Source organism: Streptomyces sp. NPDC055140 (assembly GCF_053607285.1).
Genome location: NZ_JBSGTG010000008.1, coordinates 59,036 through 85,606 on the forward strand (window position 1 = coordinate 59,036; position 26,571 = coordinate 85,606).

A 26,571-nucleotide genomic window follows, 5' to 3' on the forward strand; every position below is an offset into this window, starting at 1 on the left:
CGTGGCTACATCTCCAGAAGCACCGTGAACGGGCCGTCGTTCGTCAGGGACACCCGCATCTGCGCCCCGAACCGGCCCGTCGCCACGGTCGCCCCCAGAGCCCGCAGCTGCGCCACGACCTCGTCGACCAGCGGCTCGGCCACCGGCCCGGGCGCCGCGGCGTTCCAGGTGGGGCGGCGGCCCTTACGGGCGTCCCCGTAGAGCGTGAACTGGCTGATCACCAGGAGCGGGGCGTCGATGTCGCTGCACGACTTCTCGTCGGCGAGCATCCGTACGGACCAGAGTTTGCGGGCCAGTTGGGCGGCCTTCTCCTTGGTGTCCTCGTGAGTGACCCCCACGAGGACGCACAGCCCCTCGCCCTTGATCTCGCCCACGGTCTTCGTCTGGTTGTCCTCGTCCACGACGACGCTCGCGCCGTCCACCCTCTGCACCACTGCACGCATACGGACCATCATGCCGTGTCCCGAACCGCCCATCCGGGGCGGATTAGGGGCACTCGTGCACAGAGCGGCCACTCGGAGTGGCACGATGCTCCCACGCGGTGCACCGCGTCGGTCCGGTCGAGGGGACGGTAGGGACGCAATGAGCCACACATCGAGCATCGGGCAGCCTCCAGGGGCCCCCGTTTCGTTGACGCACGCCAGTCGCATCACCGGTACGAACCGCCTCAGCACGGCGCGCCCGCCCACGCAGCGGGTCGGCAGCCCCGAGCTGCCACAGGCGCCCGCGCACGACCTGTCCGCGCTGCGGCTTCCCGAGCTGCGGACACTGCGTCGCGACGCCCAGCAGGACGAGGCCGACCTCAGCTACGTGCGCCGGCTGCTGCAGGGCCGTATCGACATCCTGCGGGCCGAGGTCGCCCGCCGCAGGGACCCCGAGGCGCCGGTCGTGGACCGGCTCTCCGAGATCCTCACCGACAAGGCCGCCCGGCACCGCTCCTCCGCCCGCCACGTGACCCTCGGCACGCCCCGCAGCGAGGAGTACCGGGGCCTCGCCGCCGAGATGCTCGCCGAGGTCGAGCTGTCGGACCTGGACGCCCGAACGGACGATGAGCTGCACACGGCGATGGGCCGCCTCGTACGCTACGAGCAGCAGGTCTCGCGCCGCCGTCACCTGCTCCAGTCGACGGCCGACGATTGCAGCGCCGAGATCGCCCGCAGGTACCGTGAAGGCGAAGCACAAGTAGACGACCTGCTCGCGTGACGCGGCCGCACCGGTGACCCCGGTGGCCCGCTGCGGGGCGGGTCTGTCCATGGCCCGCCATGGACCCGCCCCGGAAGGCCACCGATGTCCCCCTCCTCCGCCGCCGCCATACCCCCGGTCCTCGCCGAGGTCGTCCGTTCCGGCTTCGTCGAGGGCCATCACCGAGGCAGTCTGGTCGTGCTCGCCGCGGACGGGACCGTGGAGCTCGCCCTGGGGGACGTGACCGCTCCCGTCTTCCCCCGCTCGTCGAACAAGCCGATGCAGGCGGCGGGCGTGCTGCGCGCGGGCCTCGACCTGTCGGGCGAGCGGCTCGCGCTCGCGGCCGCGAGCCACTCCGGTGAGACCTTCCACCGCGATCTCGTCCAGAAGATGCTGTCCGAGCACGAGCTGACCCCGGCCGAGCTCCAGTGCCCGCCCGACCTGCCCCTCGACCCCGTCGAGACCGAGACGTACCTGGCGGCGGGCGCCGTACGGAACCGGGTCACGATGAACTGCTCCGGCAAGCACGCGGCGATGCTGGCCGCCTGCGACGTGAACGGCTGGCCGAAGGACTCCTACCTGCACCCGGAGCACCCGCTCCAGAAGCTCATCCACGAGGTCGTGGAGGAGGCCGCCGGCGAGCCCGTCGCCGCGGTCGGTACGGACGGCTGCGGGGCGCCCCTGATGGCGATCAGCCTCACCGGCCTCGCCCGCGCCTTCCGACACTTCGTGCTCGCCCCCGAGGGCTCGGCGGAGCGCCGGGTCGCCGACGCGATGCGCACGCACCCCGAGTACGTCGCCGGTACGCGCCGCCCCGACACCTGGCTGATGCGCGAGGTGCCCGGTGTCCTGTCGAAGATGGGCGCGGAGGCGGTCCAGGCCGTGGCGCTCCCGGACGGACGGGCGCTCGCCTTCAAGATCGACGACGGCGCGACGCGCGCGCTCGGCCCGGTCCTGGCCCGCGCGCTGCGGATGCTGGGCGTGGACGGCCAGGTCGTGGCCCGCATCGGCGAGGCGCCGCTGCACGGCGGCGGGGGCGTCGTGGGGGAGATCCGCGCGGTGTTCTAGGCCCTGCCGGCACCCGGGGCGGAGCCACGCGATAATCGGGTGGCCCCACCCCGCGGACCCCGCTTAGCGTGACGGGATGACCCGTGACGACATCGACGTACGGCCGATCACAGATGACGAGTTTGCCGACTGGTCCCGCGCGCTGAACACCGGCTTCCTGCGGAGCACCCCCGACTCGCGGGAAACCCTCGACAAACGCAGGGAACAGGGCCGCAGCTCACGGATCCTGGGCGCGTTCGACGGCGGGCGCTGCATCGCCACGTTCCGCTCGTTCCCGCAGGAGCTCACCGTGCCGGGCGGCGCGGCCGTCCCCGCCGACGCGATCTCGAACGTCACGGTCAGCGCCACGCATCGCCGGCGCGGCCTCCTGAGCCGGATGATGGCGAGCGACCTCGCCGACGCGAAGGCCCGCGGTGACGTCGTCGCGACGCTCATCGCCGCCGAGTACCCGATCTACGGCCGGTTCGGCTTCGGACCCGCCACGTCGCTCACCGAGTGGGCGGTGGACGTGCCGCGCGCCGGTCTCGACCCGCGCCGGCCGGTCCCGGACGACGGGGGCCGTATCGATCTCGTCGACGGCGAGGACGTCCGCAAGACGGGCCCGGAACTGCACGAGCGGCTGCGCGCGAGCCGGCCGGGAGCCGTCGACCGCGACGGGTTCTGGTGGCGCCGCAACACCGGACTCCTCGAAACCCCCGAAGAGCCCTGGAAAGAGCCCTTCTACGCGGTCTACCGCGCGCCGAACGGCGAGGCCGAGGGCCTGATCGTCTACGCCGTCGACGACAACTGGGGCGACACCAAGCAGCCGCACAACACGGCGACCGTGCGCGACCTGATCGCCGTCACCCCGGCCGCCGAGCGCGCGCTGTGGCACTACGTCTGCTCGGTCGACTGGATCGCGACCGTCCGCACGGGCCACCGGGCCCCGGACGACCTGCTGCCGCACCTGCTGCCCGACCCGCGCGCGGCCCGCGTCGTCACGCACGCGGACTGGCTGTGGGTGCGGATCCTGGATGTCGTACGGGCCCTGGAGGCGCGTACGTATGCGGGAACGGGATCGCTGGTCCTCGAGGTCGGTGACGCGGCCGGCCTCTCCGGGGGCCGCTACCGGCTGGACGCGGAGCCCGGGGGTGCGGTGTGCGCGCCGACCTCGGAGGAACCCGAACTCACGCTGGACGTGAGCGAGTTGGGGACGCTGTGGCTGGGCGACGAGTCCGCGGTGCGGCTCGTCGCGCTCGGCCGCGTCAGGGAGGAGAGGGCGGGCGCCGCCGCCATTGCCGACGCCCTGCTGCGTACGTCCAGGCGCCCGTGGTGCCCGGACATCTTCTGAGGCGCACTTGCCTAGGTGCGTCGGCGTGCGTCTTCTGAACCGTGCTGTGGCGCTGTGGCGCTGTGGTGCTCCGGCGCGCTGTGACGCCATGGCGTGACCGGGCTCCCGGCTCCCCTCCGGAAGGGAGCCCGGTCAGCCGCTCTGGGCCAGCAGCATCACGAGGATCACGGCCCCGATGCCGCTGATGAGGTTGTTCTTGGCCTTGAGGCCGATGGAGAGCGCGACGAACGCGATGATGCCCATCGGCCCGTACTTCCACTGGATCAGCTGCTCGAACCCGATGGCGAGGGCTGCTACGGCGATGGCGATGAACGGCATGTCTGGTCCCCCTTCAGTTCGGGAGCGATGACCAACCGGGCCAACCCTTGAGGATGTCCGACCATATGGCTCAAGTTGGCAACCAACTCCACTGAACTTATCTCCGCCAAACGCCGACTCATAACCACCTTTCCATCAACTCCCCAAAGATGGCGGGAAGTTGTAGGGTTCCTTTGTGGGTCCGGAACATGCCGCGGTCGACGGTCACCGGGAGCCGCCGGCGACGTATCGCCAGGTGGCCGACGAGCTGCGCACCCGGATCAGGGCGGGCCGGCTGCGGCCGGGCGAGCGTCTGCCGACCCAGGCCCGCCTCGCCGACGAGTTCGGCGTCGAGCGCGCCGCCGTGCGCCAGGCCCTGCGCATCCTGCGCTCGGAACGCCTGCTCGCCGATGTGTCCAAGGGGACCCCGGCCACCGTCGCGCAGCACACGGGCCCCGCCTTCACCGGACCCGGAGCGCCGCCCCAGCCCACGATGGTGGGGCTCGGCCCGCGGGTCACCGCCGCGTTCGGCGCCCGGCACGTCCAGATCGACGCCCTGTGTCTGACCGCGGTCTCGCTGACGCTCGCGATGGGTGAGCCGCTCCGCCAGATCCACGCCGGCCGTTCGAATCCGGCCAAGGTCGACGTCCGCATCCTGCTGCCGAGCCGCGACATCGACCTCGCGTTCCCGACGCGGGTGGGCGCGGCGGACGCCCGGCTCAAGCGGAACTGGCTGGCGCAGCGCAACGCGCAGGGGCAGGTCCTGCGCCACAACCTCCTCGCCCTGCGCTCCACGCACGGGATCGACGTCCACGTCACGTTCAGGGCGCTGCCGTTCACGCCACCGATCAAGCTCTATCTGCTCAACGGCAGCGAGGCGCTGTTCGCGTACTACACACTGACCAGGCGGGGCGAGCAGATCGACCAGGAGTACCTGGAGACGTACGGGGTGCAGGGCACGCGGTCGGTGCTCTTCCCGTTCGAACAGGGACGGGGGCTGCGGGAGACGACGTTCGTCGAGCAGTCCCACCTATGGTTCGACAGCCTCTGGAACACGATCAGTTCGGACCTGACGCTCACGCCGTGAGGGCGCGCGGACCCGCGGGCCGGCGTCAGAGCGCGGGTCCGGCGAGCATCAGGGCCAGGAGTACGGCCCCGATGGAGCTGCAGGTGGGGCTCTTCGTCTTGACGCCGATCGTGAGGAGCAGCAGGCCGGCGATCCCGACGGGACCGTAGCGCCACTGGACCAGCTGCTCGAAAGTGATCACGAACACCGCGGAGAAGAAGGTGAGGACGGGCATGGTGGTTCCTCCTTCGACCATCTTGCTCCAAGTTGGCAACCAACTACTATGAAGTTGTCCCCACTTGGTCAAGGTAAATAAACAACTCTTCAACAACTCCCGCCAAGTGGTGGTTAGTTGTAGCGTTTGGTTGTGACTCAGGAGAGCGTTGCAGTGAACGGCAGCAGAAGGTCCTCACCCCAGGAGATCGCCGACGTCCTGCGGGAGCGCATCAAGGCGGGTGAGCTCCGCGCGGGCGAGCGGCTGCCGACACAGGCGGAGCTGGCCGAGGAGTTCGGCGTGGAACGCGGCGCCGTACGGCAGGCCCTGCGCTCCCTCCAGGAGGACGGCCTGCTCAGCAACGTGAGCAAGGGCAGCCCGCCGAGGATCGCCGAGCAGACCCCGGCCCGCGACGAGCCGCAGCGCACGATGGTCGGCCTGGCCCCGCGCCTGTCCGAGGCGTTCGCGTCTCCGCAGGTGCGGATCGACGCCGTCTGCCTCACCGCGGAGACCCTGATGCTGGCGCTCGGCGAGCCGCTGCGCTTCATCCACGAGGGCCGAATCCGCCCCGACTCGGTCGACGTGCGCATCCTGCTGCCGGGCAGGGACATCAATCTCGCCTTCCCGGTATCGGCCACGGAGGAGGGCGACGCCGCACTCGTCCACAAGCGCTGGCTCGACCAGCGCAATGCGCAGGGGCAGGTCCTGCGCCACAATCTGCGCTCGCTGCGGTCCTCGCACGGCATCGACGTACGGGTCACGTTCCGCGCGCTGCCCTTCACCCCGCCGGTCAAGCTCTACCTGCTCAACGGGAACGAGGCGCTCCTCTCGTACTACCTGGTCACGCGGCGCGAGGAGGAGATCGAGAGCGGCACGCTCGACATGTACGACACGCTCGGCACGGAGTCACTGCTGTTCTCTTTCGAGAAGCGGGCAGGGCAGCGGGACACGGCGTTCGTGGAGGAATCGCAGAAGTGGTTCGACGCCCTCTGGGAAACCATCACCACGGACCTGACACTCTCCTAGTGACTTCTGATGCAACAAAGCAGACTGTTCCGGTGGCTGAAGCGACGGAATCACTTCGGGAACTGATCAAAAGGGCGCGCTTCGTGCTCTTCGACTTCGACGGGCCGATCTGTCGGCTCTTCGCGGGGCACTCGGCTGAGCGGGTGGCCGTCGAACAGGTGCGGTGGCTCGAGGAACGTGGTCTGCACGGTCTGCTCACCGAGGAGGAGCGCGCGGAACCGGACCCGCACGCCGTCCTGCGCGCCGTCGACCGCCGGCGCCCCGGCAGCGACCTGGTCGTCGAACTGGAGGAGCGCCTCACCCAGCAGGAGCTCACGGCGGTGGCCTCGGCATGGCCCACGCAGTACGCCGACCCGCTGATCAGGACGTGGTACGCGGTGGGAGCCCACCTGGCCGTCACGACCAACAACTCCCCGGCGGTGGCGTCCCGTTACCTGGCCATGCGCGGCCTCACGACCTGCTTCGCCCCGCACGTCTACGGCCGAACCCAGGACCTCCATCTCCTCAAGCCCCACCCGCACTGCGTGCAACGCGCCCTCGGCGCCCTGGGCGCGACCCCCGAAGCGTCCCTGATGATCGGAGACACCCCCTCGGACTTCGAGGCGGCAACCGCGGCCGGCATCGCGTTCCTCGGCTACGCGCGCAACGAACGCAAGGCGAAGGTGCTGAGGGAGGCGGGGGCGGAGACGGTGGTGTCGTCCCTGGAGCCGCTGCTGGGGGTGCTGCGGGAGCGGGGGTGACCGCCGGGCGCCCTCAGGCCTGCATCGTCAGCAGTACGAGCAGGATGGCGCCGACGGCGAGCCACCTCTCGCTGCGCATCCGGATGCTCGCGGTGATCAGGACCAGCGCGAAGAGCCCGAAGGCCCCGCAGCGCCACTGGACGAGCTGCTCGAAGCCGAGGACCACCAGGGTCGACAGCAACTGAATGATGACCATGTTCCCACCCCTTGGCATGTGTCTCAAAGCGATCAACTATCCGTCCAATTGGACTGGTTGACTTGAATTGGATTTCCCCTGGCTGAATGATCGGGTAACCAACCGCCCGTATTGGGCGGTAAGTTGACTGGATTCGGTTTGCTCGCGGGCTGAAAGAGGTACGGTCGCCTCATGGTCGGTGGGCGGGGACGTGACGGCGGCGGCAGGGAGACCTGGCGCGTCGCCGAAGAGCTGCGTGCCCGGTTGGCCGATGGCACCTACCCGGTCGGGAGTCTGATTCCGCCGCAGCGTGAGCTGGCGGACCGGTTCCGCGTCTCGCGGGACACCGTGCAGCGGGCGCTCAGGGAACTCGCCGGCGAGGGCTGGATCGAGTCACGCCAGGGCAGTGGGTCCCGCGTACTCAAGAACCAGCGCATCCAGTCGTATACGGCGAAGGCGTCCCACGAGGGCCGCGTGTCGCTCGGACCGCTCATCAGCGAGGCGTTCGAGCGGTCCGAGGTCACCCTCGACGTCTACACGCTCACTTCGGAGTCGCTCGACACGCACATCAGGGTTCAGGCCGAGCGGATCCGCTCGGGCGAGATCGCCCCGGAGAAGGTCGAGATCCGAATCCTGCTGCCGTCCGAATACCTCAAGCTGCCCTATCCACAGGTCAAGGACGATCCGGACGATCTGCGTCTGCGGGAGCGTCTGCTGGGCATCGCCCGACGGCACACCGCGTCCATCCGGCGGGAGCTTCGTCAGCTGCGGGTGGAGGGCCTTGTTCCCGTGGCGGAATTCCAGGTCCGCCACGTCCCTCTGACGCCGGCCTTCAAGCTCTACCTGCTCAACGGGGGCGAGGCGCTGCACGGTCCGTACGAAGTGATCGAGCGTCCCATCGTGCTGGACAGCGGCGAGGAAATACCGGCTCTCGATGTCCTGGGCCTGGGGGCGACGCTCACGCACTACGTGAGGGACGGCGATCCCAACTCCCGCGGATCCGTCTTCGTGGAGAGCATGGGGGCCTGGTTCGATTCCGTCTGGAACCTGATCGCCGAACGCTGAAGCGCGCTGTCGGTCGAACGTGATGACGGCCGTGTCCCCGATTGGCCCACGGTTTGACGGACTCGAGTCGTGGGGGTCTCGCGCGGCCATTAGGGTGTGCACAATTTCCACCGGCTTCGCATGACTATCCAGGAGTGGCCCGTGGGCGGTTCGCCTGCGCCCTGTCCCCCCGTCTTCGCGGCTGCGACGGACTCTGCGTACATCAGCCTCATCACCCGTGCCAAGAAGCAGGGGGATCTCGTACGGGGGCACCACAATCAGAACTGGGTGGGGCAGCCCGTCGAGGGCGAGCGCAGGATCCTGGGCTGCGCGCAAGGTGAGTACGTGATCGTGCGGGAGCCGATCGAGGACGCGCTGCCCGTGGTCATCAGGACCTGGCAGGACGAGGCGGCCATCCTCGACGCGGTGCGCGGGGCGCTGCCCCATGTGCCCAAGTGTCTGTTCAGGCGGCAGGGCACGACCGTGCTCAGTTTTGTGGAGGGCTTGCCGCTGTCCAGCGTCTGCCCCAGCGGCACCAAGGTCGACGGGGCCGTGGTCAGCGCCCTGGCGGAGATGCTCGCCGACATGACGCAGGTCAAGCGGAGCGCGCTGCCCGCACTGTCGCAGCACTGGCCACGGAAGAACCAGGGCAGGACGTCGTACCTGAGAGCCCTGGTGCTCGCCGCGGAGGAGCAGATCAGGCGGCCCAATTGGGCTGCTTTTGGCGGCCTGTTCGCCCAGCTGGGGGTGGGCGAGCGCGCCTTGACGGACTACGCGGAGCGACTGCCGACGCTCATTAGCCGCCCGTTCAGTCTGCTCCACACCGATCTGCACCGCGACAACGTGATCCTCCCCTACGGCGACGGCCCGCCTCTGATCTGCGTCGACTGGGAGCTCGCCTCTTACGGCGACCCGTTGCACGACCTCGCCACCCACCTGGTGCGGATGCGGTACCCGGACGCCCAGTGGCGGGCGGTGCAGGACGCGTGGCGGAAGGCGATGCTGCAACGGCGCCCCGACGCCGTGAACGGCTTCGAGCAGGATCTCGATCACTACGTGGACTTCGAGCGGGCCCAGTCCGTCTATCCGGACGTGATGCGGGCAGCGAACTCGCTTCTCGGCCATTACGGCCAGGCGGATCTGGACGCCGCGGCGCGCGAGGTGTACCGGGCCCTGGCGACCGCGAGGGATCCGCTGAAGCTCACGAGCGTGCCGGACGAGCCCACGATCACGAAGATCCTCTACCGCTGGCAGAAGTCGCGGGGCGGGCAGCACGCCGTCGACCGGGACACGGCCCAGTTCTTCTGGGTGCGCGACGACCGGGACCGGCCGCACCCCGACTTCCCCGATCAGGCGGTGACACGAGCCCTGTACGCGGAGGGTGCCGCGCCCGCGGACCAGGTGTTCAAGGGGACGGCCAACCTGAGCACGGTCGTGAAGGTGAATGGTTTCCCCCACCGCGTCATGGTGCGGCGCAAGGCGAGTTCGGTCAGCCCGCTGGAGCGGCGCTTTCTCGACGAGTACGACGTCCTGCGGGCGATCGAGGAGGCCGGCCGGGGCGTGTGTGCTCCGCGGGCGCTGGCCCGGGGCATCAGTGAGCTCGGGGACGAGTTCACCATCCATACCTACGAGGGGCCGGCGGGCCGGCGCGGCAGACCGGCCCACCCCGTGGACGGGCTGACCCCGCGGGAGGCCGACGACCTGGTGGACCAGCTCTGCGAGCTGACGCAGGTCGACCATTCCTCGTTGAGCGGGGACGGACCCGCCCAGGATTTCAGTCATCTCCTGAGGGCGGAGATGCGTCGGCTCGTACGGGAACTCCCGCGCAGCACCAAGGAATTCGGCAGGCAGCTCGGCCTGCCCGACCACGCCTTCCTGGACGACCTGCTGACGATGAGCCCGCTGGCCCCGCGTACGTCTGTCCTCCTGCACGGCGACCTCAACCCGTGGAACCTCGTGCGCCGCGAGGACGGCGGACTCGTCCTCATCGACTGGGAGATGGCGATGGTCGGGGACCCCCTGTACGACCTGATCCGCCACATGCATCTGACGCCGACGACTCCTGAGATCCAGGACCGCATGTTCGCGCGCTGGAGCCGTCAACTGCCCGACGAGTACACCAAGGGCTGGGAGGACGACAGGCGCTTCTACCGCCGCTTGGAGACTGTCCGCTCCGCCTATGTGGACCTGGACCGCCTCGTGTCCAAGGCCAGCCTCGACGCCCCCAACGTCCGTCGGGCGGTCGACTCGTACGCGATGACGCTCAACGCGGCCACGGCGAAACTGGGGCTGCGGATGCGGCACGTGGCGAATCCCTATCTTGTCCGTGCCCTGACAAGAGGGGACCATGGCGGCTCAAGGACAGCCGGGCCTCTGACAGGTGTGTGACGTCCGCCAGCCGCCCGCCTTGGGGAGGGGGGACTGCGCATGTCCAGCAGAGACGGACAGTCCAGAGGGAGCGTGGGTCGGCGCCTCAGGCAGTTCCAGGCCCGTTTCGAGCCGTGGGTCATGCGTGTCGTACTCCTGGGAATCTTCGCCACCGGCTTGATCGCCCAGTTCGTGAAGCCGGTGGGGGACGCTCTGGAGGGCAAGGCGACTCTCGGCGGGGCTCTGCTCAGCCTGGTGGCGTATGTCCTCTACGACGCGTTGAAAGAGCTCACCTCGTCAGTCAGACTGCCGGCGCGCGGCATGGTGAACTCGCGGGACCTCGGCGGCTACGTGAGCGAGGCGTTCCGTGCCAGGAAGGTCGAGATCAGCTTTCTCGGCTACACGGGGGAGACGCTCTACAACGAGCTCTACCACCGGCTTGAGGGACTGATGGAGGACTCCGGACTGACCAGGCGTGTCACCGTCAGGGTGCTGGTCCCGGATTTCGGGCAGCCGATGACGGTGCCGTCGCGGGTGGGGGAGAGCGGAGCGCCGGTGGACGATCCGGAGTTCCGCAGACGTCTGGAACGGAAGATTCAGGAGTACGACCAGATTCTGGCGGGCCTCGCCGCACGCCTCACCGGCGCGGGCCGGATGACGGTCCAGTGCGAGTACCGGGTCTATTCCGGCATCCCGCGGGACAAGATCTGCATCTTCAACCGGGAGCAGGTGCTGCACGGTCTCTACGACGTGATGGCTCGCACGGTGCTGAACAGCTCCGACCCCGAGTTCTACGACCCCAAGGGCTACAACACGGACCTCAACGTCTGGACCCGTGAAGGTGGGAGCGCGGATGACACGGCGATCGCCACTTGGATCAAGCACTTCGACGATCTGTGGAGTCTGGCGGCGGCGCCCGCCTGGCGAAGGGCACCCGCGGATTGAGGGCCCCCGCACTGCGTACGCTTCCCGGCATGAGTGGCGACACCGGCGAAATGGGCCTCCGCGAGCGGAAGAAGCGGCGGATGTATCAGGCGATCTCCGAGGCGGCCATCGGGCTGTTTCTGGAGAAGGGGTTCGACAAGGTGTCCGTCGCCGAGGTCGCGGCCGCCGTCGAGATCTCCAAGCCGACCCTGTTCCGGTACTTCCCCACCAAGGAGGACCTGGTCCTGCACCGGTTCGCCGATCACGAGGACGAGGCCGCACGCGTCGTCGCCGGGCGGGGCGAGGGCGTGACGCCGCTCGCCGCGCTGCGGGCGCACTTTCTCGACGGGCTCGAGCGGCGCGACCCGGTGACCGGGCTGAACGACCACCCCGCGGTGCTCGCCTTTCACCGACTGCTCTACGGCACCCCTTCACTGGTCGCGCGGGCCTACGGCTATCAGGAGCGGTCGGAGAAGATCCTGGCCGGCGCGCTCGGCGAGGGGCCCGGGGCGCGGCTCGCGGCCGGGCAGATCGTGGCCGTACAGCGGGTTCTCGCCATGGAGAACTGGCGGCGGATTGCCGCGGGGGAGAGCGCCGACGAGGTGTGGCCGGATGCTGTGGACGCTGCTGAGCTGGGGTTTCGGCAGTTGGAGGGCGGGCTCGGGACGCTCAGGCATTTTGAGGGTTATTAAAAAATATTACTCGGTTACGTCATTCTCGTTCGGTGACCGATTCCGCCGATCTCCGTGCCCTCGTCCAGGAACGCACCCACCACGACCTCTGCCGCGCCGCCGTGGCCGAGGAGGCCGAGCGCCGCGGCCTGCACCGGCTGTACGTCGTCCTGACCCGCGCCGTGTCCCGCCTCGACGTCGTGCACAGCCGGCCGCTGCCGTTCGCTGCGGCGCCCTGAGCCGCCCGCTCACTTCGGGATGTCGAGCGCCGTTCCGTAGAGCCGGGTCACCCGGAGCCTGATCACCACGCGGCTCTCCTCGACCTGTCGGCCGAGGAACTCCGCCTCCTGCGCGGGGTCGTCGAACCCCGGTGTCATGGCGAGGAGTTCGCGCCCGACGGCGTCTCCGGGCGCGGCCGTCACGTCCGACACCTCGGCCTCGCCCTCGGCGACGGCGAACGACCACATGTCGGGGCCGGTGACGTGCAGCGCGGCATGCGGATCGCTCCGCAGCTGACGGGTCTTGAGGCGGTCGGCCGTGGTGGAGACGCGCAGGACGCGCTCGCCGGGACTCCAGTGGTAGAGCACGGTGGACAGGTGCGGGTGCCCGGTGCGCCGGACGCTCGCCAGTGTTCCGAACCGGCCGCGGGACAGCAGCAGGTGGAGCTCATCGTCGGTGAGGACCCGGGGCGCGGGACCGCTCTTCGCTGCCATGACAACTCCATCGGGATCGAGTTCGAGCTGGTGTGTGAAGTGGCTGGTGTGGGACGCGGGACAGGGGATGTTGGTCAGGCTGTCGTCGCACGGGGGCCGCGCAGCACCCCGTACGCGATCACGAACGCGGCGACGAGCAGACCCGTACCGACCGTGAAGGCCAGGTGGTAGCCGCTGGTGAGGGCCTCGGCGCGGGTGCCGCCCTGTGCGGTGAGCGAGCGGGTGCGGGACGCGGCGAGCGTGGAGAGCACGGCGACGCCGACGGCCATGCCGATCTGCTGGGTGGTGTTGAAGAGACCGGAGGCGAGTCCGGCGTCGGCCTCGCTCGCCCCGGACATGCCGAGCGAGGTCAGCGCGGGCAGGGCGAGGCCGAAACCTGCCGCGAGGAGCATCACCGGGAGGATGTCGGTGGCGTAGTGCGCGTGCACGGGGACCCGGGCGAGGAGTCCGAGTACGCCGACGAGGAGCGCGATCCCGGTGAGCAGCACGTTCCGTTCGCCGAAGCGGGTGTTGAGACGGGCCGAGACGCCGAGGGAGACCGCGCCGATGACGGCGGCGGCGGGGAGCATGGCGAGGCCGGTCTCCGCGGCGCCGTAGCCGAGGACTTGCTGGAGGTAGAGCGCGACCAGGATCTGGAAGGAGAACAGCGCGGCCACCATCAGCATCTGGACCAGGTTCGCCCCGGCGACGCTGCGCGAGCGCAGGATCCGCAGCGGCATGAGCGGCGTACGGGCCCTTGCCTGCCGGACGAAGAACCCGGCGAGCAGGAGCGCGGCGACGGCCCCGGTCCCGAGCGTGCGCGCCGAAGTCCAGCCGTACTCCTCGACCTTGACGACGGAGTAGATCCCGAGCATCAGGCCGCCGGTGACGAGCAGTGCGCCGGCCGTGTCGGCACCCGCCCTGAGCCCGAGGCCTCGGTCGCGGGGCAGGGCGGGCACGGCGACCGCGAGGGCCGCGAGCCCGATGGGCAGGTTGATGAAGAAGATCCAGTGCCAGCTGAGGCCGTCGGTGAGCAGGCCGCCCAGGACCTGCCCTATCGAGGCCCCGGCGGCGCCGGTGAAGCTGAACACGGCGATGGCCCTGGCGCGTTCGCGGGGTTCGGTGAACAGCGTGACGAGGATGCCGAGGCTGACGGCGGACGCCAGTGCGCTGCCGACGCCCTGGAGGAACCGCGCGGCGATCAGGACCGCGGGGCTCGTGGCCACGCCCGCCAGGAGCGACGCCGCGGTGAAGACCGCCGTGCCCACGAGGAACAGCCGCTTGCGTCCGACGAGGTCGCCGAGCCGCCCGGCGAGCAGCAGCAGGCTGCCGAACGCGATCAGGTAGGCGTTGACGACCCAGCTGAGGCCGGCCGGGGTGAACCCCAGATCGCTCTGGATGGCCGGCATCGCCACGGTCACGATGCTGCCGTCGAGGACCGTCATCAGCATCCCCGTGGCCAGGACGCCGAGGGCCGGCCACCTGGAGCGCTGGGGGGCGAGGAGTGCCGGAAGGGCGCGGAGTGGTGCGGAAACGGCAGGCATCTGCGGTCATCTCCTGTCAAAGGGCCACTGCGGGAGCCGCTGCGGGCCAACAGGAATGACCGTAGCAGATAGTTTTGTTGCAGACTATCTTTTACGGGCGCATGTGTGGATGGAGTAGGTGGGCAGGGTGGGTGGCTAGTGCCGGCGCGCCCTCCGGGGTGCCGGGTGCGGGCTCTCGGGCGGGGTGGCCAGGTGGCCGTCGACCAGGCGGTTCAGCGCGCGCAGCAGAACCTCGCGCTCTGTCTCGGGGAGTGAGCCGAGCGCCTCTTCGTGGACGCGGTCGGCGATCGCCTGGCTCTCCACGGCGACCTGAGCACCCTTCTCCGTGACCGCGATGATCCGCGCCCGCCGGTCCCGCGCGGACGGGCGCCGCTCGGCGAGGCCCGCCTTCTCCAGGGCGTCGACCGTCACCACCATCGTGGTCTTGTCCATGTCGCCGATCTCCGCGAGCTGCGCCTGGGTGCGCTCCTCCTCCAGGGCGTGCACCAGTACGCAGTGCATCCGGGCCGTGAGGCCGATCTCGGAGAGGGCCGCCGCCATCTGCGTACGCAGCACATGACTGGTGCGGTCGAGCAGGAAGGAGAGGTCCGGTTCGGTGCGGGCGGGCGCCATGGAGGTCATGAGTGCCAGGGTAGCCAATTTGATCCGTTACGGATTATCTGCAACTTGGCGCACCCCTGGGCGCACGTCCGGTGCACCCCGTCACCCGCCGACCCGCTCGCCGACGAACGCCTCCCACGTCCGCTCGCCCCTGGCCGCACCCGCGCGCGCCAGATTCTCCCCGGCCCGGTACGCGCGGCCCGCCTTCCCGGGGATGCGGACCGGCAGCTTCGGCCTGCGCCTGCCCTTGGCCTGGAGGTAGCCGGCGCTCAGTTCGGCCATCCCGTACACCTTGGGGCCGGCCAGGTCCGGGACCGGGCCGGCCGGCTCGCCGAGTGCCAGCTCCACCAGGCGGGCGGCCACGTCGCGCGAGTCGACCGGTTCGAAGCGGAGCCCGCCCGGGACCGGGAGCACCGGCAGCTTCGTCATCTTCTCGACCACGCCGAGGACGAGGTCGTTGAACTGGGCGGCCCGCAGCGTCGTGAACGGTATGCCGGACTCGGCGACGGCCCGCTCGGCCGCCAGCTTGTTCTTGAGCCAGGTCACCGGGACCGTGTCCGCGCCGGTCACCGAGATGTAGACGAGGTGCTTCACCCCGGCCTGCCGCGCCGCCCGCACCAGGTTCCGGGTCGCCACGTGGTCGCCCTTGGGGCCGCCCGCGAGGTGGAGGACGATCTCGGTCCCCGTCAGCGCCGTCCGCAGTCCCGGGTCCTCCTCGTCGAGCAGGTCGGCACTCACGTACTCGACGCCGTCGGCGGACTCGCGGCCGTGCCGGCTGAGCACGCGGACCGGCCGGCCGGCCTTGCGCAGCAGGGGGACGACGTGGCCGCCCAGCGTGCCCGTGCCGCCGGTGACCAGGATCGGTGCAGTCATGGCTACTCCCGTTGGTTGCGCGGACCGGGGCTTCGCGCCCCGTCCGGGTCGGTAGGTTCTCGACGTCTGCTTCTTTGACCCGCGCCGAGCGAGGAATGTGACCGATGGACGAGAACGCATCGCTGGCCGAGCGTTTCGAGAAGGACCGGACCCGGCTGCGCGCGGTGGCCTACCGGATGCTCGGCTCGGTGACCGAGGCGGACGACGCCGTGCAGGAGACCTGGCTGCGCCTCAGCCGCACGGCCGACGCGCACGCGCATCACGAGGACGGGGAGGAGCGGGGAGACGGGGGCGCGCCGACCGGCATCGAGAACCTCACCGGCTGGCTGACCACGGTCGTGTCGCGCGTGTGCCTCAATATGCTGCGCGCCCGCGAGAACCGCCGCGAGGACCCCCTCGACGCGTACGTCCCCGACCCGGGCGCCGCCCCGGAGGACGGGCGTGACCCCGAGGAGGAGGCGCTGCTCGCCGATTCGGTCGGCGTCGCCCTCCTCGTCGTACTCGACACGCTGACCCCCGCCGAGCGGCTCGCCTTCGTGCTGCACGACATGTTCGCCGTGCCGTTCGACGAGATCGGGCCACTGATCGAGCGGACCCCGGCCGCGACCAGGCAGCTCGCCAGCCGCGCCCGCCGCCGGGTCAGGGGCGTCGCCCCGGCGTCCGGCGTCGATCTGCCGCGCAGGCGCCAGGTCGTCGAGGCGTTTTTGGCCGCCACGCGCGGCGGGAACTTCGACGCGCTGGTCGCCCTGCTCCACCCGGACGTGGTGCTCCATGCGGACCGTACGGTCGTCCCGACCCCCGAGCCCGTCGTGGTCCGTGGCGCCACCACGGTGGCCCGCGGCGCGATGGCAGCCACAGGCCGCGCCCTGTTCACCGGTCCCGCGCTGATCGACGGCTCGCCCGGCCTGGTGATGGCGCCCGGCGGCCGCCTGTTCCTGGTGCTCGTCTTCACGCTCACCGGCGGCCTGATCACGGGCATCGACGTGTTCGCGGAACCGGAGCGCCTGCGCCACCTGGCCATCACCGTCCTCGACGGTGATCCGAGCGATCCGTACGGGAAATAGGGCTGTACGAGGAACGGAGGCTTGCGGCGAGTGGCCGGACGCAGGCACGGGCCCGGCCGTACGCTGGCAGCGTGACGCTCGATGACCTCGTAAGGCTGCGCCGGGCCCGGGACATGATGGACCGCGACTACGCGCAGCCCCTCGACGTCCCGGCCCTTGCGCGTGCAGCGCACATGTCGCCCGGGCACTTCTCCCGCAGCTTCCGGGCGGCCTTCGGTGAAACCCCGTACAGCTATCTGATGACCCGCCGTGTCGAGCGGGCCAAGGCGCTGCTGCGGCGGGGCGATCTGAGCGTGACGGAGGTCTGCTTCGAGGTCGGCTGTACGTCGCTGGGGTCGTTCAGCTCGCGTTTCACCGAGCTGGTCGGCGAGACCCCGAGCGCGTACCGGGCCCGCAGCCACGAGCCGGGCGCGGTCATACCCGCGTGCGTGGCCAAGATCCTCACCCGCCCCGTCAGGAACGGACCGGCCGGGGGCGGGCGCGTCATCGACGCCCAAGTCCTCGACGGAGAACCGGAAACGGGCCCTCGCGCGTAGGCCTCACGCCGCCTTCCGGGTGGCGTGGCGCACTTTTGCAAGCAGTCGCTTGCAATAGTTAGCATCGGCGAGGCACTATCGGAGCATGGCATCGCTCAACGTCGGCAATCTCGGTGAGTACCTGCGCGAGCAGCGCCGCAGTGCGCAGCTCTCGCTCAGGCAGCTCGCCGATGCCGCCGGGGTGTCCAATCCGTATCTGAGCCAGATCGAGCGCGGTCTTCGCAAGCCGAGCGCGGAGGTCCTCCAGCAGGTGGCCAAGGCCCTGCGGATCTCCGCGGAGACGCTGTACGTGCGGGCCGGGATCCTCGATGCGGAGCGGGAGCGGGAAGAGGTGGAGACGCGCGCCGTCATCCTCGCCGACCTCTCGCTCAACGAGCGCCAGAAACAAGTGCTGTTGCAGATCTACGAGTCCTTCAGGAAAGAGAACGGGACCGAGGTACAGCACGACCGTCAGGAACACCCCGCCGACGGCCCCCGCACGGCCGGGAGCAGCGGTGCCGAACCCTCAAGCTGAAGCCGATGTGATCCGGGAGGACCACGCCATGGCCATCACCGACGACCTGCGCAAGACCCTCAGCAACCCGACCCCCCTCTACTTCGCCGCCGGCACGGCCGAGCTCGCCTATCAGCAGGCGAAGAAGGTGCCCGGCATCGTGGAGCAGCTGCGCGCCGAGGCCCCGGCCCGGTTCGAGGCCGTGCGCAACACCGACCCGAAGGACGTCCAGGAGAAGGCGGCCGGCCGCGCCAAGGAGGCCCAGGCGGCCATCCAGGCCAAGGTCACCGAGGTGCTCGGCACGCTCGACACCGACCTGAAGAAGATCGGCGAGTCCGCGCAGGACCTCGCGCTGCGCGGTGTCGGCGTCGCCGCCGAGTACGCCGTCAAGGCCCGCGAGACGTACGAGAAGGTCGCCGAGCACGGCGAGGAGACCGTGCGGGCCTGGCGCGGTGAGGCGGCCGACGAGATCCTCGAGGTCGCCGAGGCCGTCGAGCCCGACGCGGAGCCCGACGCCGTGGCCGACGACCGGGCCGCCGCGAAGCCCGGGCCGGTCGACGCGTCCGCCAAGAAGCCGGTGGCCGTGAAGAAGGCCCCGGCCAAGAAGACGACGACCGTGAAGAAGACCGCGCCCTCCTCCAAGTAGCGGCACGGCGGAGTGAACAAAGCGGTACGGAGCGTACCGAGGGGCGGGCCGGGCACTTACCGAGTGCCCGGCCCGTTCACCGGGTACGGTGACCGCGTAGGACTGACCTGACTCGGGTGGTGGGCGTTGTGCTGATGTCGGCTTTCGGCGGCTTGATGTGGCTGCTCTACACCGCCATGCTCGTGCTCGCGGTGGTTGCTCTGGTGATGGCCGCGTTCTCGCGTGAGGACGCGTTCCGCGCGGCGGACAAGCAGAACAAGATGTTCTGGCTGATCATCCTCGGCATCGCAGTCGCGGTGAATCTGCTCGTCCCGATGCTGTTCCTCCAGCTCGCGGGGCTCGTCGCGACGATCGTCTTCTTCGTGGACGTGCGGCCCGCGCTCCAGCAGGTGTCGGGCGGCGGCCGGGGCCGCCGTGGCGGCGGCTCCAGCAGTGACGGTCCGTACGGGCCGTACAACGGCGGGCGCTGAGCCCTCCGGCTCCCGGGGGCGCGGTCGCCCCCCCCCGGATCAGGGGCTAGTTCCCCCGGTCCAGGAGGACGACTGCCACGTCGTCCGTGAGGTCGCCGCCGTTGAGGTCGCGGGCCTCGTTCACCGTCGCGTCGATGAGTTCCTCGCCGCGCAGCCCCTCCGTGAGCCTGCGGCGCACCATGTCCACCATGCCGTCCTGGCCCAGGCGCTGCTTGCCGTCGCCGACCCGTCCCTCGATCAGGCCGTCCGTGTAGAGCATCAGGCTCCACGTCGGGCCGAGCTCGACCTGACGGCGCGGCCAGCGGGCGCGCGGCAGCAGACCGAGCGCCGGGCCGTTGTCCTCGTACGGGAGCAGCTCGGCGCGCCGCCCCGGGCGCGCTATCAGCGGCGACGGGTGGCCCGCCAGGCACAGGCCCGCGCGGCGGCCGTCGGGGGAGATGTCGACCGTGCACAGCGTCGCGAAGATCTCGTCGTCCGCCCGCTCGTGTTCGAGGACCTGCTGGAGCGTGGAGAGCAGTTCGTCGCCGCACAGGCCGGCGAACGTCAACGCCCGCCAGGCGATGCGCAGTTCGACGCCGAGCGCCGCCTCGTCGGGGCCGTGCCCGCAGACGTCGCCGATCATGGCGTGCACCGTGCCGTCGGGCGTGCGGACGGCGTCGTAGAAGTCGCCGCCGAGCAGCGCCCGGGAGCGGCCGGGGCGGTAGCGGGCCGAGAAGCGCAGCGGGGAGCCGTCCAGGAGCGGCGTCGGGAGGAGGCCGCGCTCCAGGCGGGCGTTCTCCTGGGCGCGCAGCCGGGACTCGGCGAGCTTGCGCTGGGCGACGTCGGCGCGCCTGCGCTCGACGGCGTAGCGCACGGCACGGCCCAGCAGGCGGCCGTCCAGCTCGTCGCGGAACAGATAGTCCTGGGCGCCGACGCGCACGGCCTCGGCGCCGCGCTCCGCGTCGCCGGACGCGGTGAGGGCGAGGACGGCGTGCCGCGGCGCGAGGCGCAGGACATGCCGGAGCGTCTCCAGCTCGTCGGCGTCCGTGGCCGCGCCGGGCGCGGGCAGGGCGAGGTCGAGCAGGATGCAGTGGACGTCGTCGGTGAGGAGCCGCTCGGCCTCGGTGAGGTTGCGGGCGGTACGGACGCGGATCGGCTTGCCCGCCGAGTCGGTCAGTTCGGGCACGCTGAGGGAGGCGGTGGGGTCGTCCTCGATGACGAGGAGCGTCAGAGGGCCACCTCCGCCGCTCTGGGCACCGGAGGCCGTGGGCTGCCGGGGCAGCGTGACGGGCGGTGTCGGCACTGTCGGAGCCTGACCACCTTCCACGGCCAGGATAGCTCTCTGCCGCGGTACGGGTACGGGCATCGCTCGGTTCCTTCCCTCCCCCCGAGGGCGTGGTGGAGCGAAGGATCGTCGCACCACAGACGGTGGACCTTAGCGGTAGGCGGCGTCGCAACGGAATGGTGAGAGGCAAACCGCCACTGTCATATGCCGCATCAGCTAACGGAATTGGGCACGCCAAAGGGCCCATCGGCGGATTCGGGGATGACGAAGGTCACGTCGGTCCACTGCAACCGGAGGCGTCGGAGTGCGGTGGGTCACGTGGCCCAGCTCACGACGACGCCGCCCGCAGCCCTTTACGCGTCGGGGCGGACGACTCCGAGGATCGCCATCGAGCCCGCGCCCGCGACCGTGACGTTCCGCCCGGGGCGCGGCGCGTGCACGATGGCGCCGTCCCCTATGTACATCCCGACGTGGCTGGCGTCGTCGTGGTAGATGATCAGGTCGCCGGGGCGCATGTCCTTGATGTCGATGTGCTTGAGCTGCTTCCACTGCTCCTGCGAGGTCCGCGGGATCGGCCGTCCCGCCGCCGACCACGCCTGCGAGGTCAGGCCCGAGCAGTCGTAGGAGCCGGGACCCTCGGCGCCCCACACGTACGGCTTGCCGAGCTGGCCGGTGGCGAACGCGACCGCCTTCTTGCCCGGTGCCGACGCGCTGCCCTTGATGTCCTTCAGGACCCCCGAGCTGAGCCAGGCCGTCTGCCGCTTGTACTCGGCCTGCTGCTCCAGCTTCTTCAGCCGCTCCCGCTCCTCCTTCTCGAGCTGCGACTCGAGCTTCTCGGCGGCCGCGATCCTGCTCTTGATCTTCTTCTTCGCCCGGGCCTTCTCCTTGCGGCCGGCCTCGAGCTTCTTCCAGTTCCGCGTGGCGTCCTGGGCGTACGTCTGCAGGTCCTCCTGCGTCCGGGTCATCTCGCCCATGAGCCCCTTGGTGGCGTGCTGCCCCTGCCGCATCCGGTCCGCGCCGTCCAGGAACCGCGAGGGGTCGTCCGAGAGCATCAGCTGCGCCTCCGGCGGCATCCCGCCGTCGCGGTACTGCTGGCGGGCCGCGGCGCCCGCGCGGGACTTCAGCCGGTCCAGCTTCTTCTGGCCGGCGACGATGTCCTTGGCCAGCCGGACGATCTGTCCCGATTGCTTCTCGGCCTTCTCCTCGGCCGCGTTGTACGCCTCCGTGGCGACGGCCGCGTCGTGGTAGAGCTCGTCGAGCTTGGCGCGGACCTGCTCAAGGTCCGTGCTTCTGTCGGACGTCGACGGCGGCGCGGGCCGCGCGGGACTTGCGTACGCGGCGCCTGGCGCCGTCAGTACGGTCAACGCGCCGACCAGCGCCACGGCCGCCATGACTGTCGTGCTCCGCCTGCTCATCGCGCTCCGCCCCCAAGCCGTGAAGACTCACCAAAACTGATTTACCGTCAGTAACTTACGGATGCCCCGGGGATGGTGCCACGCCGGCGCCGAATGTGACAGAGCCGGGCAACAACTCCCTATCCGCTCCCGGTCCGCCCCATCGGTCCCGCACGTCCCTGCCCCGCACCGTCTGACGTACGGCCCCCGGAGATCGTTCCCTCGGGTCCGGACACGCCTTCGTCAGTCCCGAGGAGCCAACGCCCCCCAGGCGACCGTCACTTCCCCCTGCCGCCAGCGGGCAGGCCGGTCGAGCACCGGCCAGTCCGCGCTCAGCGCCCGTGCCGTCCGGATCCACCGCTGCCGCGCCCCGTACGAGGCGTAGGGGGCGGCCGCCGCCCAGGCGCGGTCGAAGTCGCGCAGGAACGAGTGGACCGGCTCGCCCGGCACGTTGCGGTGGATCAGCGCCTTGGGGAGGCGCTCGGCGAGGTCGGAGGGGCGGTCGAGGGAGCCGAGGCGGGTCGCGAAGGTGACCGTGCGGGGGCCCTCGGGTCCGAGCGCCACCCACACGTGGCGGCGGCCGATCTCGTCGCAGGTCCCCTCGACCAGGAGCCCGCCGGGCGCGAGCCGTGCGGTCAGCCGCCGCCATACGTCGGCGACCTGGTCCTCGTCGTACTGGCGCAGCACGTTCGCGGCCCTGATCAGGAGCGGGTCGTGGGGGAGGGGCACCTCGAAGCCGCCGTGGCGGAAGGTGAGGCCGTCCCGTTCGTAGGGGAGGGCGGCGGCGACCCGGGCCGGCTCGATCTCGATGCCCACCACGCGCGCGCGTGGCGCCACGGTGCGCAGTCGGTGCAGCAGCTCGACCGCGGTCCAGGGCGCCGCTCCGTAGCCGAGGTCGACGGCGACGGGGTGGTCGGCGCGGCGCAGGGCGGCGCCGTGCGTGGCCGCGATCCAGCGGTCCATGCGGCGCAGGCGATTGGGGTTGGTCGTCCCGCGTGTGACCGTTCCCACGGGGCGGGACGGGGGGCGCGGGTTCATGGGTACGAGGGTATGCGCCCGCCCAGGTGCCCCAGGGTTGAGTCCCCGACGGTAATGATTCGGCAAAACGGAAATGGAGCGGAGACCTCCGGTGTTGGAGGGGCTGAAGGAGGGTTCGTGCCCGGGCTCCGCGCCCGCGGCTCCGCGCCCTCCGACGAGTCGTGCCCGCAGCAAGGAGGACCGCCACGTGAGCCAGTACGTGTCCAGGCTCCGCCGTTCCGGGGCCTCGTCCCCGCGGCTCAGGTTCCCCGGCGCGCACCGCAGACCGCGTCGCGTGGCCATGCTGAGCGTGCACACGTCACCGCTCCACCAGCCCGGCACGGGCGACGCGGGCGGCATGAACGTCTACATCGTCGAGCTAGCCAAGCGCCTCGCCGCGATCAACATCGAGGTCGAGATCTTCACGCGCGCCACGACCGGCGCGCTGCCCCCCTCTGTCGAGCTGGCGCCCGGCGTCCTGGTCCGGCACGTGGACGCGGGCCCGTACGAGGGTCTCGCCAAGGAGGAGCTGCCGGCCCAGCTGTGCGCCTTCACGCACGGCGTGATGCAGGCGTGGGCGGGCCACCGGCCGGGCTACTACGACCTCGTCCACTCGCACTACTGGCTCTCCGGTCACGTCGGCTGGCTGGCCGCCGAGCGCTGGGGCGTCCCCCTCGTGCACGCCATGCACACCATGGCCAAGGTCAAGAACGCCGCGCTCGCCGAGGGCGACACCCCCGAGCCCGCCGCGCGCGTCATCGGCGAGACCCAGATCGTCCGCGCCGCCGACCGCCTCATCGCGAACACCGCGGAGGAGGCCGACGAGCTCGTACGCCACTACGAGGCGGACGCCGGCAAGGTCGCCGTCGTCCACCCCGGCGTGAACCTGGACCGCTTCCGTCCCGCCGACGGCCGCGCCGCCGCCCGGCACCGCCTCGGCCTGCCGCAGGACGCCCTCATCCCGCTCTTCGCGGGCCGTATCCAGCCCCTCAAGGCGCCGGACATCCTGCTCAGGGCCGTCGCCGTCCTCCTCGACGAGCGGCCCGAGCTGCGCTCGAGGATGGTCGTGCCGGTGGTGGGCGGCCCCAGCGGCAGCGGTCTGGCCAAGCCGGAGGGGCTGCAGAAGCTCGCCGCCAAGCTCGGCATCGCGGACGTCGTCCGCTTCCGCCCGCCGGTCGGGCAGGACCAGCTCGCGGACTGGTTCCGCGCGGCCTCCGTCCTCGTCATGCCGTCGTACAGCGAGTCCTTCGGGCTCGTCGCCATAGAGGCGCAGGCGGCCGGTACGCCGGTGATCGCGGCCGCGGTCGGCGGTCTGCCCGTCGCCGTGCGCGACGAGACGACCGGCTTCCTGGTCCCGGGCCACGACCCGGCGGCGTACGCGCGCAGGCTGGGCGAGTTCGCCGACCGTCCACAGCTTGTGGACAGCATGGGCGCCGCCGCCGCGGCGCACGCGCAGGGCTTCGGCTGGGACACCGCGGCCTCCGAGACGGCCGATGTGTACACGGCGGCCACCTACGAGCACCGCCACCCCCGTCACGTACCCTCGCTGCATGGCTGACAGCACCAAGGCCGGCGCGGCGGCGGTCATCGAGCAGGTCCTCACCGAGGCCGAGCTCGAGTGGGAGAGCCCCGAGCCCGGCTCGTCGTACGTCGTGAAGCTGCCCGGGACGCGCAAGCTGTCGACGACGCTCTCGCTGCTCGTCGGCAAGCACTCGCTCTCGCTGAACGCGTTCGTGATCCGGCACCCGGACGAGAACGAGCAGGGCGTCCACCGCTGGCTCCTCGAGCGCAACCTCCGTCTGTACGGCGTGAGTTACGCGGTCGACCAGCTCGGCGACATCTACCTCACCGGCAAGCTGCCCCTCGCGGCCGTCACCCCGGACGAGGTCGACCGCCTCCTCGGCTCGGTCCTGGAGGCCGCGGACGGCGCGTTCAACACGCTCCTGGAGCTCGGTTTCGCGAGCGCGATCCGTCGCGAGTACGCCTGGAGGGTGTCGCGCGGAGAGTCCACGCGCAACCTCGACGCGTTCACGAATCTGACCCAGCGCCCCGCCAAGTAGCGCCCCTCTCCTGCCGGTTGACTGTTGCACGACCCCTTCCGCCGCAGGGGTCGTCGTGGCATGCTCGCGGCCGACGCGGACATGAACGACGTTCACATCTTTGAACGTCCTCGAACTGAATCGTGCGGAGGGTGGCGACGGTGGAGAACCTCAGTCGACGCGGGTTGTTGGGCAGCGCGATAGCGGTGGCGGCCGTGACGGTGACGGGAACCGGCGCGCGGGCCGCCACGGCACAGGCCGGTGAAGTCCCGCCCATCTGGCGCGAGTTCACCCGCACCCCTTATACGCACCCGCAGATCCCGTACGTCGGGCGGGCCGGATACCGCGCGGGCCGGCAAGACTTCGCCCGCCCCCGCGCCGTCGCCGACGTCGTCCGTGACTACGGCGCGCGCCCCGACGGCTCGGCCGACGCCGCCCCCGCGATCAACCGTGCCCTCGCCGACGCCGGACGGGCCGGCGGGGGCACGGTCCACCTGCCCCCGGGCACGTACCGCATCGACGACCTCATCCGCATCGGCCACTCCGGCGTCGTCCTGCGCGGCGCGGGCAGCACCCGCACCAAGCTGTACGCGACCCGCAGCCTCACCGAACTCGTCGGCGTCTACGGCTCCCGCTACGGCGGCGACAAGTCCAGCTGGTCCTGGGCGGGCGGCCTGATCTGGCTCTGCCCCGAGGACCGCTTCCGCACCCTCACCGACGCGATCAGGGCGAGGGCCTGGCCCTTCGAGGGCTGGACGGGCAACAAGCGCGACGAGTGGGACACGCTGACGGCGGTCGGGCCCGCCACCCGCGGCTCCTGGTCGGTGACGGTCGCGGACGCGTCCCGCCTCTCCCGCGGCGACCTGGTCCTCCTGCGGCTCGCCGACGACCCCGGCCACACCCTCCTCGAACACATGGCGGGCGGCGGCCCGGGCCCCGAGGCGTACTTCTGGGACGACAAGACCAAGCTGACCTCGTACGTGCCGTACGAATGGCCCGTCCGGATCGCCTCCGTGCACGGCCGCCGCGTCACCTTCGAACGCCCGCTCCCCCTCGACGTACGCCCCGAGTGGGACCCCCGGCTGACCACGCACGTCGGCGCCCTGACCGGTTCGGGCGTCGAGGCGTTGACCCTCGAAGCCGTCGAGACCCCGCAGTCGCAGCACCTTCTCGACAAGGGCTACAACGGCGTGGCGTTCCAGTGCGCGTACGACTGCTGGGCCGACGACGTCACCGTGCGCCACGTCGACAACGGCTTCGGCCTGGTCGCCGCGTCCGCGTGCACGCTGCGCCGCACGCGCGTCGCGGGCCGCGGCTCGCACCACCCCTACTTCTGCCGTGAGGGCTCCCACGACAACCTCGTCGAGTCGTTCACGATCGAGCAGCGCACCGTCCCCGCCCCCGCGGGCACACAGCTGCACGGCATCAACGTCGAGGGCCTGTCGTCGTACAACGTGTGGTCGCGCGGGGAGATGGAGATGGGCACGTTCGACTCGCACCGGGGCATGCCCTTCGCGAACGTGCGCACGGACATCGTCGTGAACAACAACGGCCGCCACGGCGGCGACGCGTCGGCGGGACCGCTCTTCGGGGCGCGCTTCACTCACTGGAACATCCGCGTCACGAACCAGCGCGCCGGTCTGATGCGCCTCGACGGACTAGCGCCGTACAGCGCGACCGTCGCCGTCAACACGGTCCGCGAGTTCGACCAGACCGACGTCCCGGACTTCACCGGGGACCTGCATGCGCGGCTCGAGCTGTACGGCGACGGGGTGTCGGACACGGTCCGGCCGCGGAACCTGTACGACGCGCAGCGGTCGTCGCTCGGTCGGTGA

General features: G+C 70.8%; 30 protein-coding genes. 19 read left to right on the forward strand and 11 right to left on the reverse strand.

The annotated features are described in order from the left end of the window. Positions 1–5: 5 nt before the first annotated feature. Positions 6–443 (reverse strand): D-aminoacyl-tRNA deacylase, encoded by a 438-nt coding sequence (dtd, locus tag ACWFR4_RS17335; RefSeq protein ID WP_453459162.1) that lies wholly within the window; start codon positions 441–443, stop codon positions 6–8. Positions 444–582: 139 nt separating this feature from the next. Between dtd and ACWFR4_RS17340 the strand changes: the two genes are divergently transcribed. The 3 genes from ACWFR4_RS17340 (at position 583) to ACWFR4_RS17350 (ending at position 3,580) form a co-directional block, all read left to right on the forward strand. Beyond that, positions 583–1,203, forward strand: coding sequence for an RsiG family protein (locus ACWFR4_RS17340; RefSeq protein WP_453459165.1), 621 nt, complete (start codon positions 583–585; stop codon positions 1,201–1,203). 84 nt (positions 1,204–1,287) lie between these two features. Further along, positions 1,288–2,250: an asparaginase gene (locus ACWFR4_RS17345; protein WP_453459168.1), complete on the forward strand. Its 963-nt coding sequence runs from the start codon at positions 1,288–1,290 to the stop codon at positions 2,248–2,250. 76 nt (positions 2,251–2,326) lie between these two features. Beyond that, entirely contained in the window at positions 2,327–3,580 is a 1,254-nt protein-coding gene (locus tag ACWFR4_RS17350) for a GNAT family N-acetyltransferase (protein WP_453653128.1), read from the forward strand. Positions 3,581–3,712: 132 nt separating this feature from the next. Here ACWFR4_RS17350 and ACWFR4_RS17355 read toward each other — a convergent pair whose 3' ends face one another. Then, positions 3,713–3,898 (reverse strand): hypothetical protein, encoded by a 186-nt coding sequence (locus tag ACWFR4_RS17355; protein WP_100595631.1) that lies wholly within the window; start codon positions 3,896–3,898, stop codon positions 3,713–3,715. A 175-nt stretch (positions 3,899–4,073) separates the two neighbouring features. Here ACWFR4_RS17355 and ACWFR4_RS17360 point away from each other — a divergent pair, with 175 nt between their 5' ends. Then, the gene (locus ACWFR4_RS17360) at positions 4,074–4,964 is read left to right on the forward strand and encodes a winged helix-turn-helix domain-containing protein (RefSeq protein ID WP_453653130.1); all 891 of its coding nucleotides are present in this window, start codon (positions 4,074–4,076) and stop codon (positions 4,962–4,964) included. Between the two features lie 25 nt (positions 4,965–4,989). On the opposite strand, the gene ACWFR4_RS17365 is transcribed toward ACWFR4_RS17360, so the two are convergent. After that, the gene (locus ACWFR4_RS17365) at positions 4,990–5,178 is read right to left on the reverse strand and encodes a hypothetical protein (protein ID WP_453459177.1); all 189 of its coding nucleotides are present in this window, start codon (positions 5,176–5,178) and stop codon (positions 4,990–4,992) included. A 126-nt stretch (positions 5,179–5,304) separates the two neighbouring features. Between ACWFR4_RS17365 and ACWFR4_RS17370 the strand changes: the two genes are divergently transcribed. Both ACWFR4_RS17370 and ACWFR4_RS17375 read left to right on the forward strand, forming a co-directional pair. Next, complete coding sequence (locus tag ACWFR4_RS17370; protein WP_453459180.1) at positions 5,305–6,183, forward strand: GntR family transcriptional regulator; 879 nt, start codon at positions 5,305–5,307, stop codon at positions 6,181–6,183. Further along, on the forward strand, positions 6,183–6,923 hold the full coding sequence (locus ACWFR4_RS17375; RefSeq protein WP_453653132.1) for an HAD family hydrolase: 741 nt from the start codon (positions 6,183–6,185) through the stop codon (positions 6,921–6,923). The genes ACWFR4_RS17370 and ACWFR4_RS17375 overlap by 1 nt, the downstream gene beginning before the upstream one ends. A gap of 13 nt (positions 6,924–6,936) precedes the next feature. Here the strand turns inward: ACWFR4_RS17375 and ACWFR4_RS17380 are convergent, their stop codons facing one another. Further along, complete coding sequence (locus ACWFR4_RS17380; protein WP_453653134.1) at positions 6,937–7,119, reverse strand: hypothetical protein; 183 nt, start codon at positions 7,117–7,119, stop codon at positions 6,937–6,939. 171 nt (positions 7,120–7,290) lie between these two features. Between ACWFR4_RS17380 and ACWFR4_RS17385 the strand changes: the two genes are divergently transcribed. The 5 genes from ACWFR4_RS17385 to ACWFR4_RS17405 all read left to right on the forward strand — a co-directional run bounded on the left by ACWFR4_RS17385 (position 7,291) and on the right by ACWFR4_RS17405 (position 12,343). Further along, complete coding sequence (locus ACWFR4_RS17385; protein WP_453653136.1) at positions 7,291–8,163, forward strand: GntR family transcriptional regulator; 873 nt, start codon at positions 7,291–7,293, stop codon at positions 8,161–8,163. 120 nt (positions 8,164–8,283) lie between these two features. After that, the gene (locus ACWFR4_RS17390) at positions 8,284–10,530 is read left to right on the forward strand and encodes an aminoglycoside phosphotransferase family protein (protein ID WP_453653138.1); all 2,247 of its coding nucleotides are present in this window, start codon (positions 8,284–8,286) and stop codon (positions 10,528–10,530) included. Positions 10,531–10,650: 120 nt separating this feature from the next. Next, entirely contained in the window at positions 10,651–11,454 is an 804-nt protein-coding gene (locus ACWFR4_RS17395; RefSeq protein WP_453653140.1) for a hypothetical protein, read from the forward strand. Between the two features lie 29 nt (positions 11,455–11,483). Then, positions 11,484–12,125 (forward strand): TetR family transcriptional regulator, encoded by a 642-nt coding sequence (locus ACWFR4_RS17400; protein ID WP_453459194.1) that lies wholly within the window; start codon positions 11,484–11,486, stop codon positions 12,123–12,125. Between the two features lie 32 nt (positions 12,126–12,157). Then, positions 12,158–12,343 (forward strand): hypothetical protein, encoded by a 186-nt coding sequence (locus ACWFR4_RS17405; RefSeq protein ID WP_453653363.1) that lies wholly within the window; start codon positions 12,158–12,160, stop codon positions 12,341–12,343. A 9-nt stretch (positions 12,344–12,352) separates the two neighbouring features. Here the strand turns inward: ACWFR4_RS17405 and ACWFR4_RS17410 are convergent, their stop codons facing one another. The 4 genes from ACWFR4_RS17410 to ACWFR4_RS17425 form a co-directional block, all read right to left on the reverse strand. Continuing rightward, positions 12,353–12,817, reverse strand: a complete 465-nt coding sequence (locus tag ACWFR4_RS17410; protein ID WP_453459197.1) for a TIGR03618 family F420-dependent PPOX class oxidoreductase — start codon at positions 12,815–12,817, stop codon at positions 12,353–12,355. 74 nt (positions 12,818–12,891) lie between these two features. Next, the gene (locus ACWFR4_RS17415) at positions 12,892–14,340 is read right to left on the reverse strand and encodes an MFS transporter (protein WP_453653142.1); all 1,449 of its coding nucleotides are present in this window, start codon (positions 14,338–14,340) and stop codon (positions 12,892–12,894) included. A gap of 135 nt (positions 14,341–14,475) precedes the next feature. Continuing rightward, a complete protein-coding gene (locus tag ACWFR4_RS17420; RefSeq protein ID WP_453459203.1) occupies positions 14,476–14,961 on the reverse strand; it encodes a MarR family winged helix-turn-helix transcriptional regulator in 486 nt (161 codons plus the stop codon). Positions 14,962–15,042: 81 nt separating this feature from the next. Next, complete coding sequence (locus ACWFR4_RS17425) at positions 15,043–15,813, reverse strand: SDR family oxidoreductase (protein WP_453653144.1); 771 nt, start codon at positions 15,811–15,813, stop codon at positions 15,043–15,045. Between the two features lie 104 nt (positions 15,814–15,917). Here ACWFR4_RS17425 and ACWFR4_RS17430 point away from each other — a divergent pair, with 104 nt between their 5' ends. The 5 genes from ACWFR4_RS17430 to ACWFR4_RS17450 all read left to right on the forward strand — a co-directional run bounded on the left by ACWFR4_RS17430 (position 15,918) and on the right by ACWFR4_RS17450 (position 19,022). Then, positions 15,918–16,877: a sigma-70 family RNA polymerase sigma factor gene (locus tag ACWFR4_RS17430; protein WP_453459208.1), complete on the forward strand. Its 960-nt coding sequence runs from the start codon at positions 15,918–15,920 to the stop codon at positions 16,875–16,877. 71 nt (positions 16,878–16,948) lie between these two features. After that, positions 16,949–17,413 (forward strand): helix-turn-helix transcriptional regulator, encoded by a 465-nt coding sequence (locus tag ACWFR4_RS17435; protein ID WP_376538934.1) that lies wholly within the window; start codon positions 16,949–16,951, stop codon positions 17,411–17,413. 85 nt (positions 17,414–17,498) lie between these two features. Continuing rightward, positions 17,499–17,927 carry a helix-turn-helix domain-containing protein gene (locus tag ACWFR4_RS17440; RefSeq protein WP_453459211.1) on the forward strand — a complete coding sequence of 143 codons (429 nt, stop codon included), beginning with the start codon at positions 17,499–17,501 and terminating at the stop codon, positions 17,925–17,927. 28 nt (positions 17,928–17,955) lie between these two features. Beyond that, entirely contained in the window at positions 17,956–18,552 is a 597-nt protein-coding gene (locus ACWFR4_RS17445; RefSeq protein WP_453459214.1) for a hypothetical protein, read from the forward strand. A 128-nt stretch (positions 18,553–18,680) separates the two neighbouring features. Beyond that, positions 18,681–19,022, forward strand: coding sequence for a DUF2516 family protein (locus ACWFR4_RS17450; RefSeq protein WP_116512297.1), 342 nt, complete (start codon positions 18,681–18,683; stop codon positions 19,020–19,022). A gap of 46 nt (positions 19,023–19,068) precedes the next feature. On the opposite strand, the gene ACWFR4_RS17455 is transcribed toward ACWFR4_RS17450, so the two are convergent. The 3 genes from ACWFR4_RS17455 to ACWFR4_RS17465 form a co-directional block, all read right to left on the reverse strand. Beyond that, positions 19,069–20,367 (reverse strand): PP2C family protein-serine/threonine phosphatase, encoded by a 1,299-nt coding sequence (locus tag ACWFR4_RS17455; RefSeq protein WP_453653146.1) that lies wholly within the window; start codon positions 20,365–20,367, stop codon positions 19,069–19,071. Between the two features lie 272 nt (positions 20,368–20,639). Further along, positions 20,640–21,701, reverse strand: a complete 1,062-nt coding sequence (locus ACWFR4_RS17460; RefSeq protein ID WP_453653148.1) for an NlpC/P60 family protein — start codon at positions 21,699–21,701, stop codon at positions 20,640–20,642. Positions 21,702–21,923: 222 nt separating this feature from the next. Further along, a complete protein-coding gene (locus ACWFR4_RS17465) occupies positions 21,924–22,718 on the reverse strand; it encodes a class I SAM-dependent methyltransferase (RefSeq protein WP_453653150.1) in 795 nt (264 codons plus the stop codon). Between the two features lie 187 nt (positions 22,719–22,905). Between ACWFR4_RS17465 and mshA the strand changes: the two genes are divergently transcribed. The 3 genes from mshA (at position 22,906) to ACWFR4_RS17480 (ending at position 26,571) form a co-directional block, all read left to right on the forward strand. Next, a complete protein-coding gene (gene mshA, locus ACWFR4_RS17470; RefSeq protein ID WP_453459225.1) occupies positions 22,906–24,255 on the forward strand; it encodes a D-inositol-3-phosphate glycosyltransferase in 1,350 nt (449 codons plus the stop codon). After that, positions 24,248–24,757 carry a YbjN domain-containing protein gene (locus tag ACWFR4_RS17475; RefSeq protein WP_453653152.1) on the forward strand — a complete coding sequence of 170 codons (510 nt, stop codon included), beginning with the start codon at positions 24,248–24,250 and terminating at the stop codon, positions 24,755–24,757. The genes mshA and ACWFR4_RS17475 overlap by 8 nt, the downstream gene beginning before the upstream one ends. 140 nt (positions 24,758–24,897) lie before the next feature. Continuing rightward, entirely contained in the window at positions 24,898–26,571 is a 1,674-nt protein-coding gene (locus tag ACWFR4_RS17480; RefSeq protein WP_453653154.1) for a glycoside hydrolase family 55 protein, read from the forward strand.

Excerpts from the sequence above, each read along its gene's own strand:
- ACWFR4_RS17395 (WP_453653140.1), top strand. The coding sequence starts at position 10,651 with ATGCGTGTCGTACTCCTGGGAATCTTCGCCACCGGCTTGATCGCCCAG.
- ACWFR4_RS17355 (WP_100595631.1), bottom strand. The coding sequence starts at position 3,898 with ATGCCGTTCATCGCCATCGCCGTAGCAGCCCTCGCCATCGGGTTCGAG.
- ACWFR4_RS17350 (WP_453653128.1), top strand. The coding sequence starts at position 2,327 with ATGACCCGTGACGACATCGACGTACGGCCGATCACAGATGACGAGTTT.
- ACWFR4_RS17385 (WP_453653136.1), top strand. The coding sequence starts at position 7,291 with ATGGTCGGTGGGCGGGGACGTGACGGCGGCGGCAGGGAGACCTGGCGC.
- ACWFR4_RS17425 (WP_453653144.1), bottom strand. The coding sequence starts at position 15,813 with ATGACTGCACCGATCCTGGTCACCGGCGGCACGGGCACGCTGGGCGGC.
- ACWFR4_RS17445 (WP_453459214.1), top strand. The coding sequence starts at position 17,956 with ATGGCCATCACCGACGACCTGCGCAAGACCCTCAGCAACCCGACCCCC.
- ACWFR4_RS17380 (WP_453653134.1), bottom strand. The coding sequence starts at position 7,119 with ATGGTCATCATTCAGTTGCTGTCGACCCTGGTGGTCCTCGGCTTCGAG.
- ACWFR4_RS17400 (WP_453459194.1), top strand. The coding sequence starts at position 11,484 with ATGAGTGGCGACACCGGCGAAATGGGCCTCCGCGAGCGGAAGAAGCGG.
- ACWFR4_RS17430 (WP_453459208.1), top strand. The coding sequence starts at position 15,918 with ATGGACGAGAACGCATCGCTGGCCGAGCGTTTCGAGAAGGACCGGACC.
- ACWFR4_RS17455 (WP_453653146.1), bottom strand. The coding sequence starts at position 20,367 with ATGCCCGTACCCGTACCGCGGCAGAGAGCTATCCTGGCCGTGGAAGGT.
- ACWFR4_RS17345 (WP_453459168.1), top strand. The coding sequence starts at position 1,288 with ATGTCCCCCTCCTCCGCCGCCGCCATACCCCCGGTCCTCGCCGAGGTC.
- ACWFR4_RS17465 (WP_453653150.1), bottom strand. The coding sequence starts at position 22,718 with ATGAACCCGCGCCCCCCGTCCCGCCCCGTGGGAACGGTCACACGCGGG.
- ACWFR4_RS17420 (WP_453459203.1), bottom strand. The coding sequence starts at position 14,961 with ATGACCTCCATGGCGCCCGCCCGCACCGAACCGGACCTCTCCTTCCTG.
- ACWFR4_RS17415 (WP_453653142.1), bottom strand. The coding sequence starts at position 14,340 with ATGCCTGCCGTTTCCGCACCACTCCGCGCCCTTCCGGCACTCCTCGCC.
- ACWFR4_RS17410 (WP_453459197.1), bottom strand. The coding sequence starts at position 12,817 with ATGGCAGCGAAGAGCGGTCCCGCGCCCCGGGTCCTCACCGACGATGAG.
- ACWFR4_RS17460 (WP_453653148.1), bottom strand. The coding sequence starts at position 21,701 with ATGAGCAGGCGGAGCACGACAGTCATGGCGGCCGTGGCGCTGGTCGGC.
- ACWFR4_RS17475 (WP_453653152.1), top strand. The coding sequence starts at position 24,248 with ATGGCTGACAGCACCAAGGCCGGCGCGGCGGCGGTCATCGAGCAGGTC.
- ACWFR4_RS17365 (WP_453459177.1), bottom strand. The coding sequence starts at position 5,178 with ATGCCCGTCCTCACCTTCTTCTCCGCGGTGTTCGTGATCACTTTCGAG.
- ACWFR4_RS17390 (WP_453653138.1), top strand. The coding sequence starts at position 8,284 with ATGACTATCCAGGAGTGGCCCGTGGGCGGTTCGCCTGCGCCCTGTCCC.
- ACWFR4_RS17440 (WP_453459211.1), top strand. The coding sequence starts at position 17,499 with ATGGCATCGCTCAACGTCGGCAATCTCGGTGAGTACCTGCGCGAGCAG.
- ACWFR4_RS17340 (WP_453459165.1), top strand. The coding sequence starts at position 583 with ATGAGCCACACATCGAGCATCGGGCAGCCTCCAGGGGCCCCCGTTTCG.
- dtd (WP_453459162.1), bottom strand. The coding sequence starts at position 443 with ATGCGTGCAGTGGTGCAGAGGGTGGACGGCGCGAGCGTCGTCGTGGAC.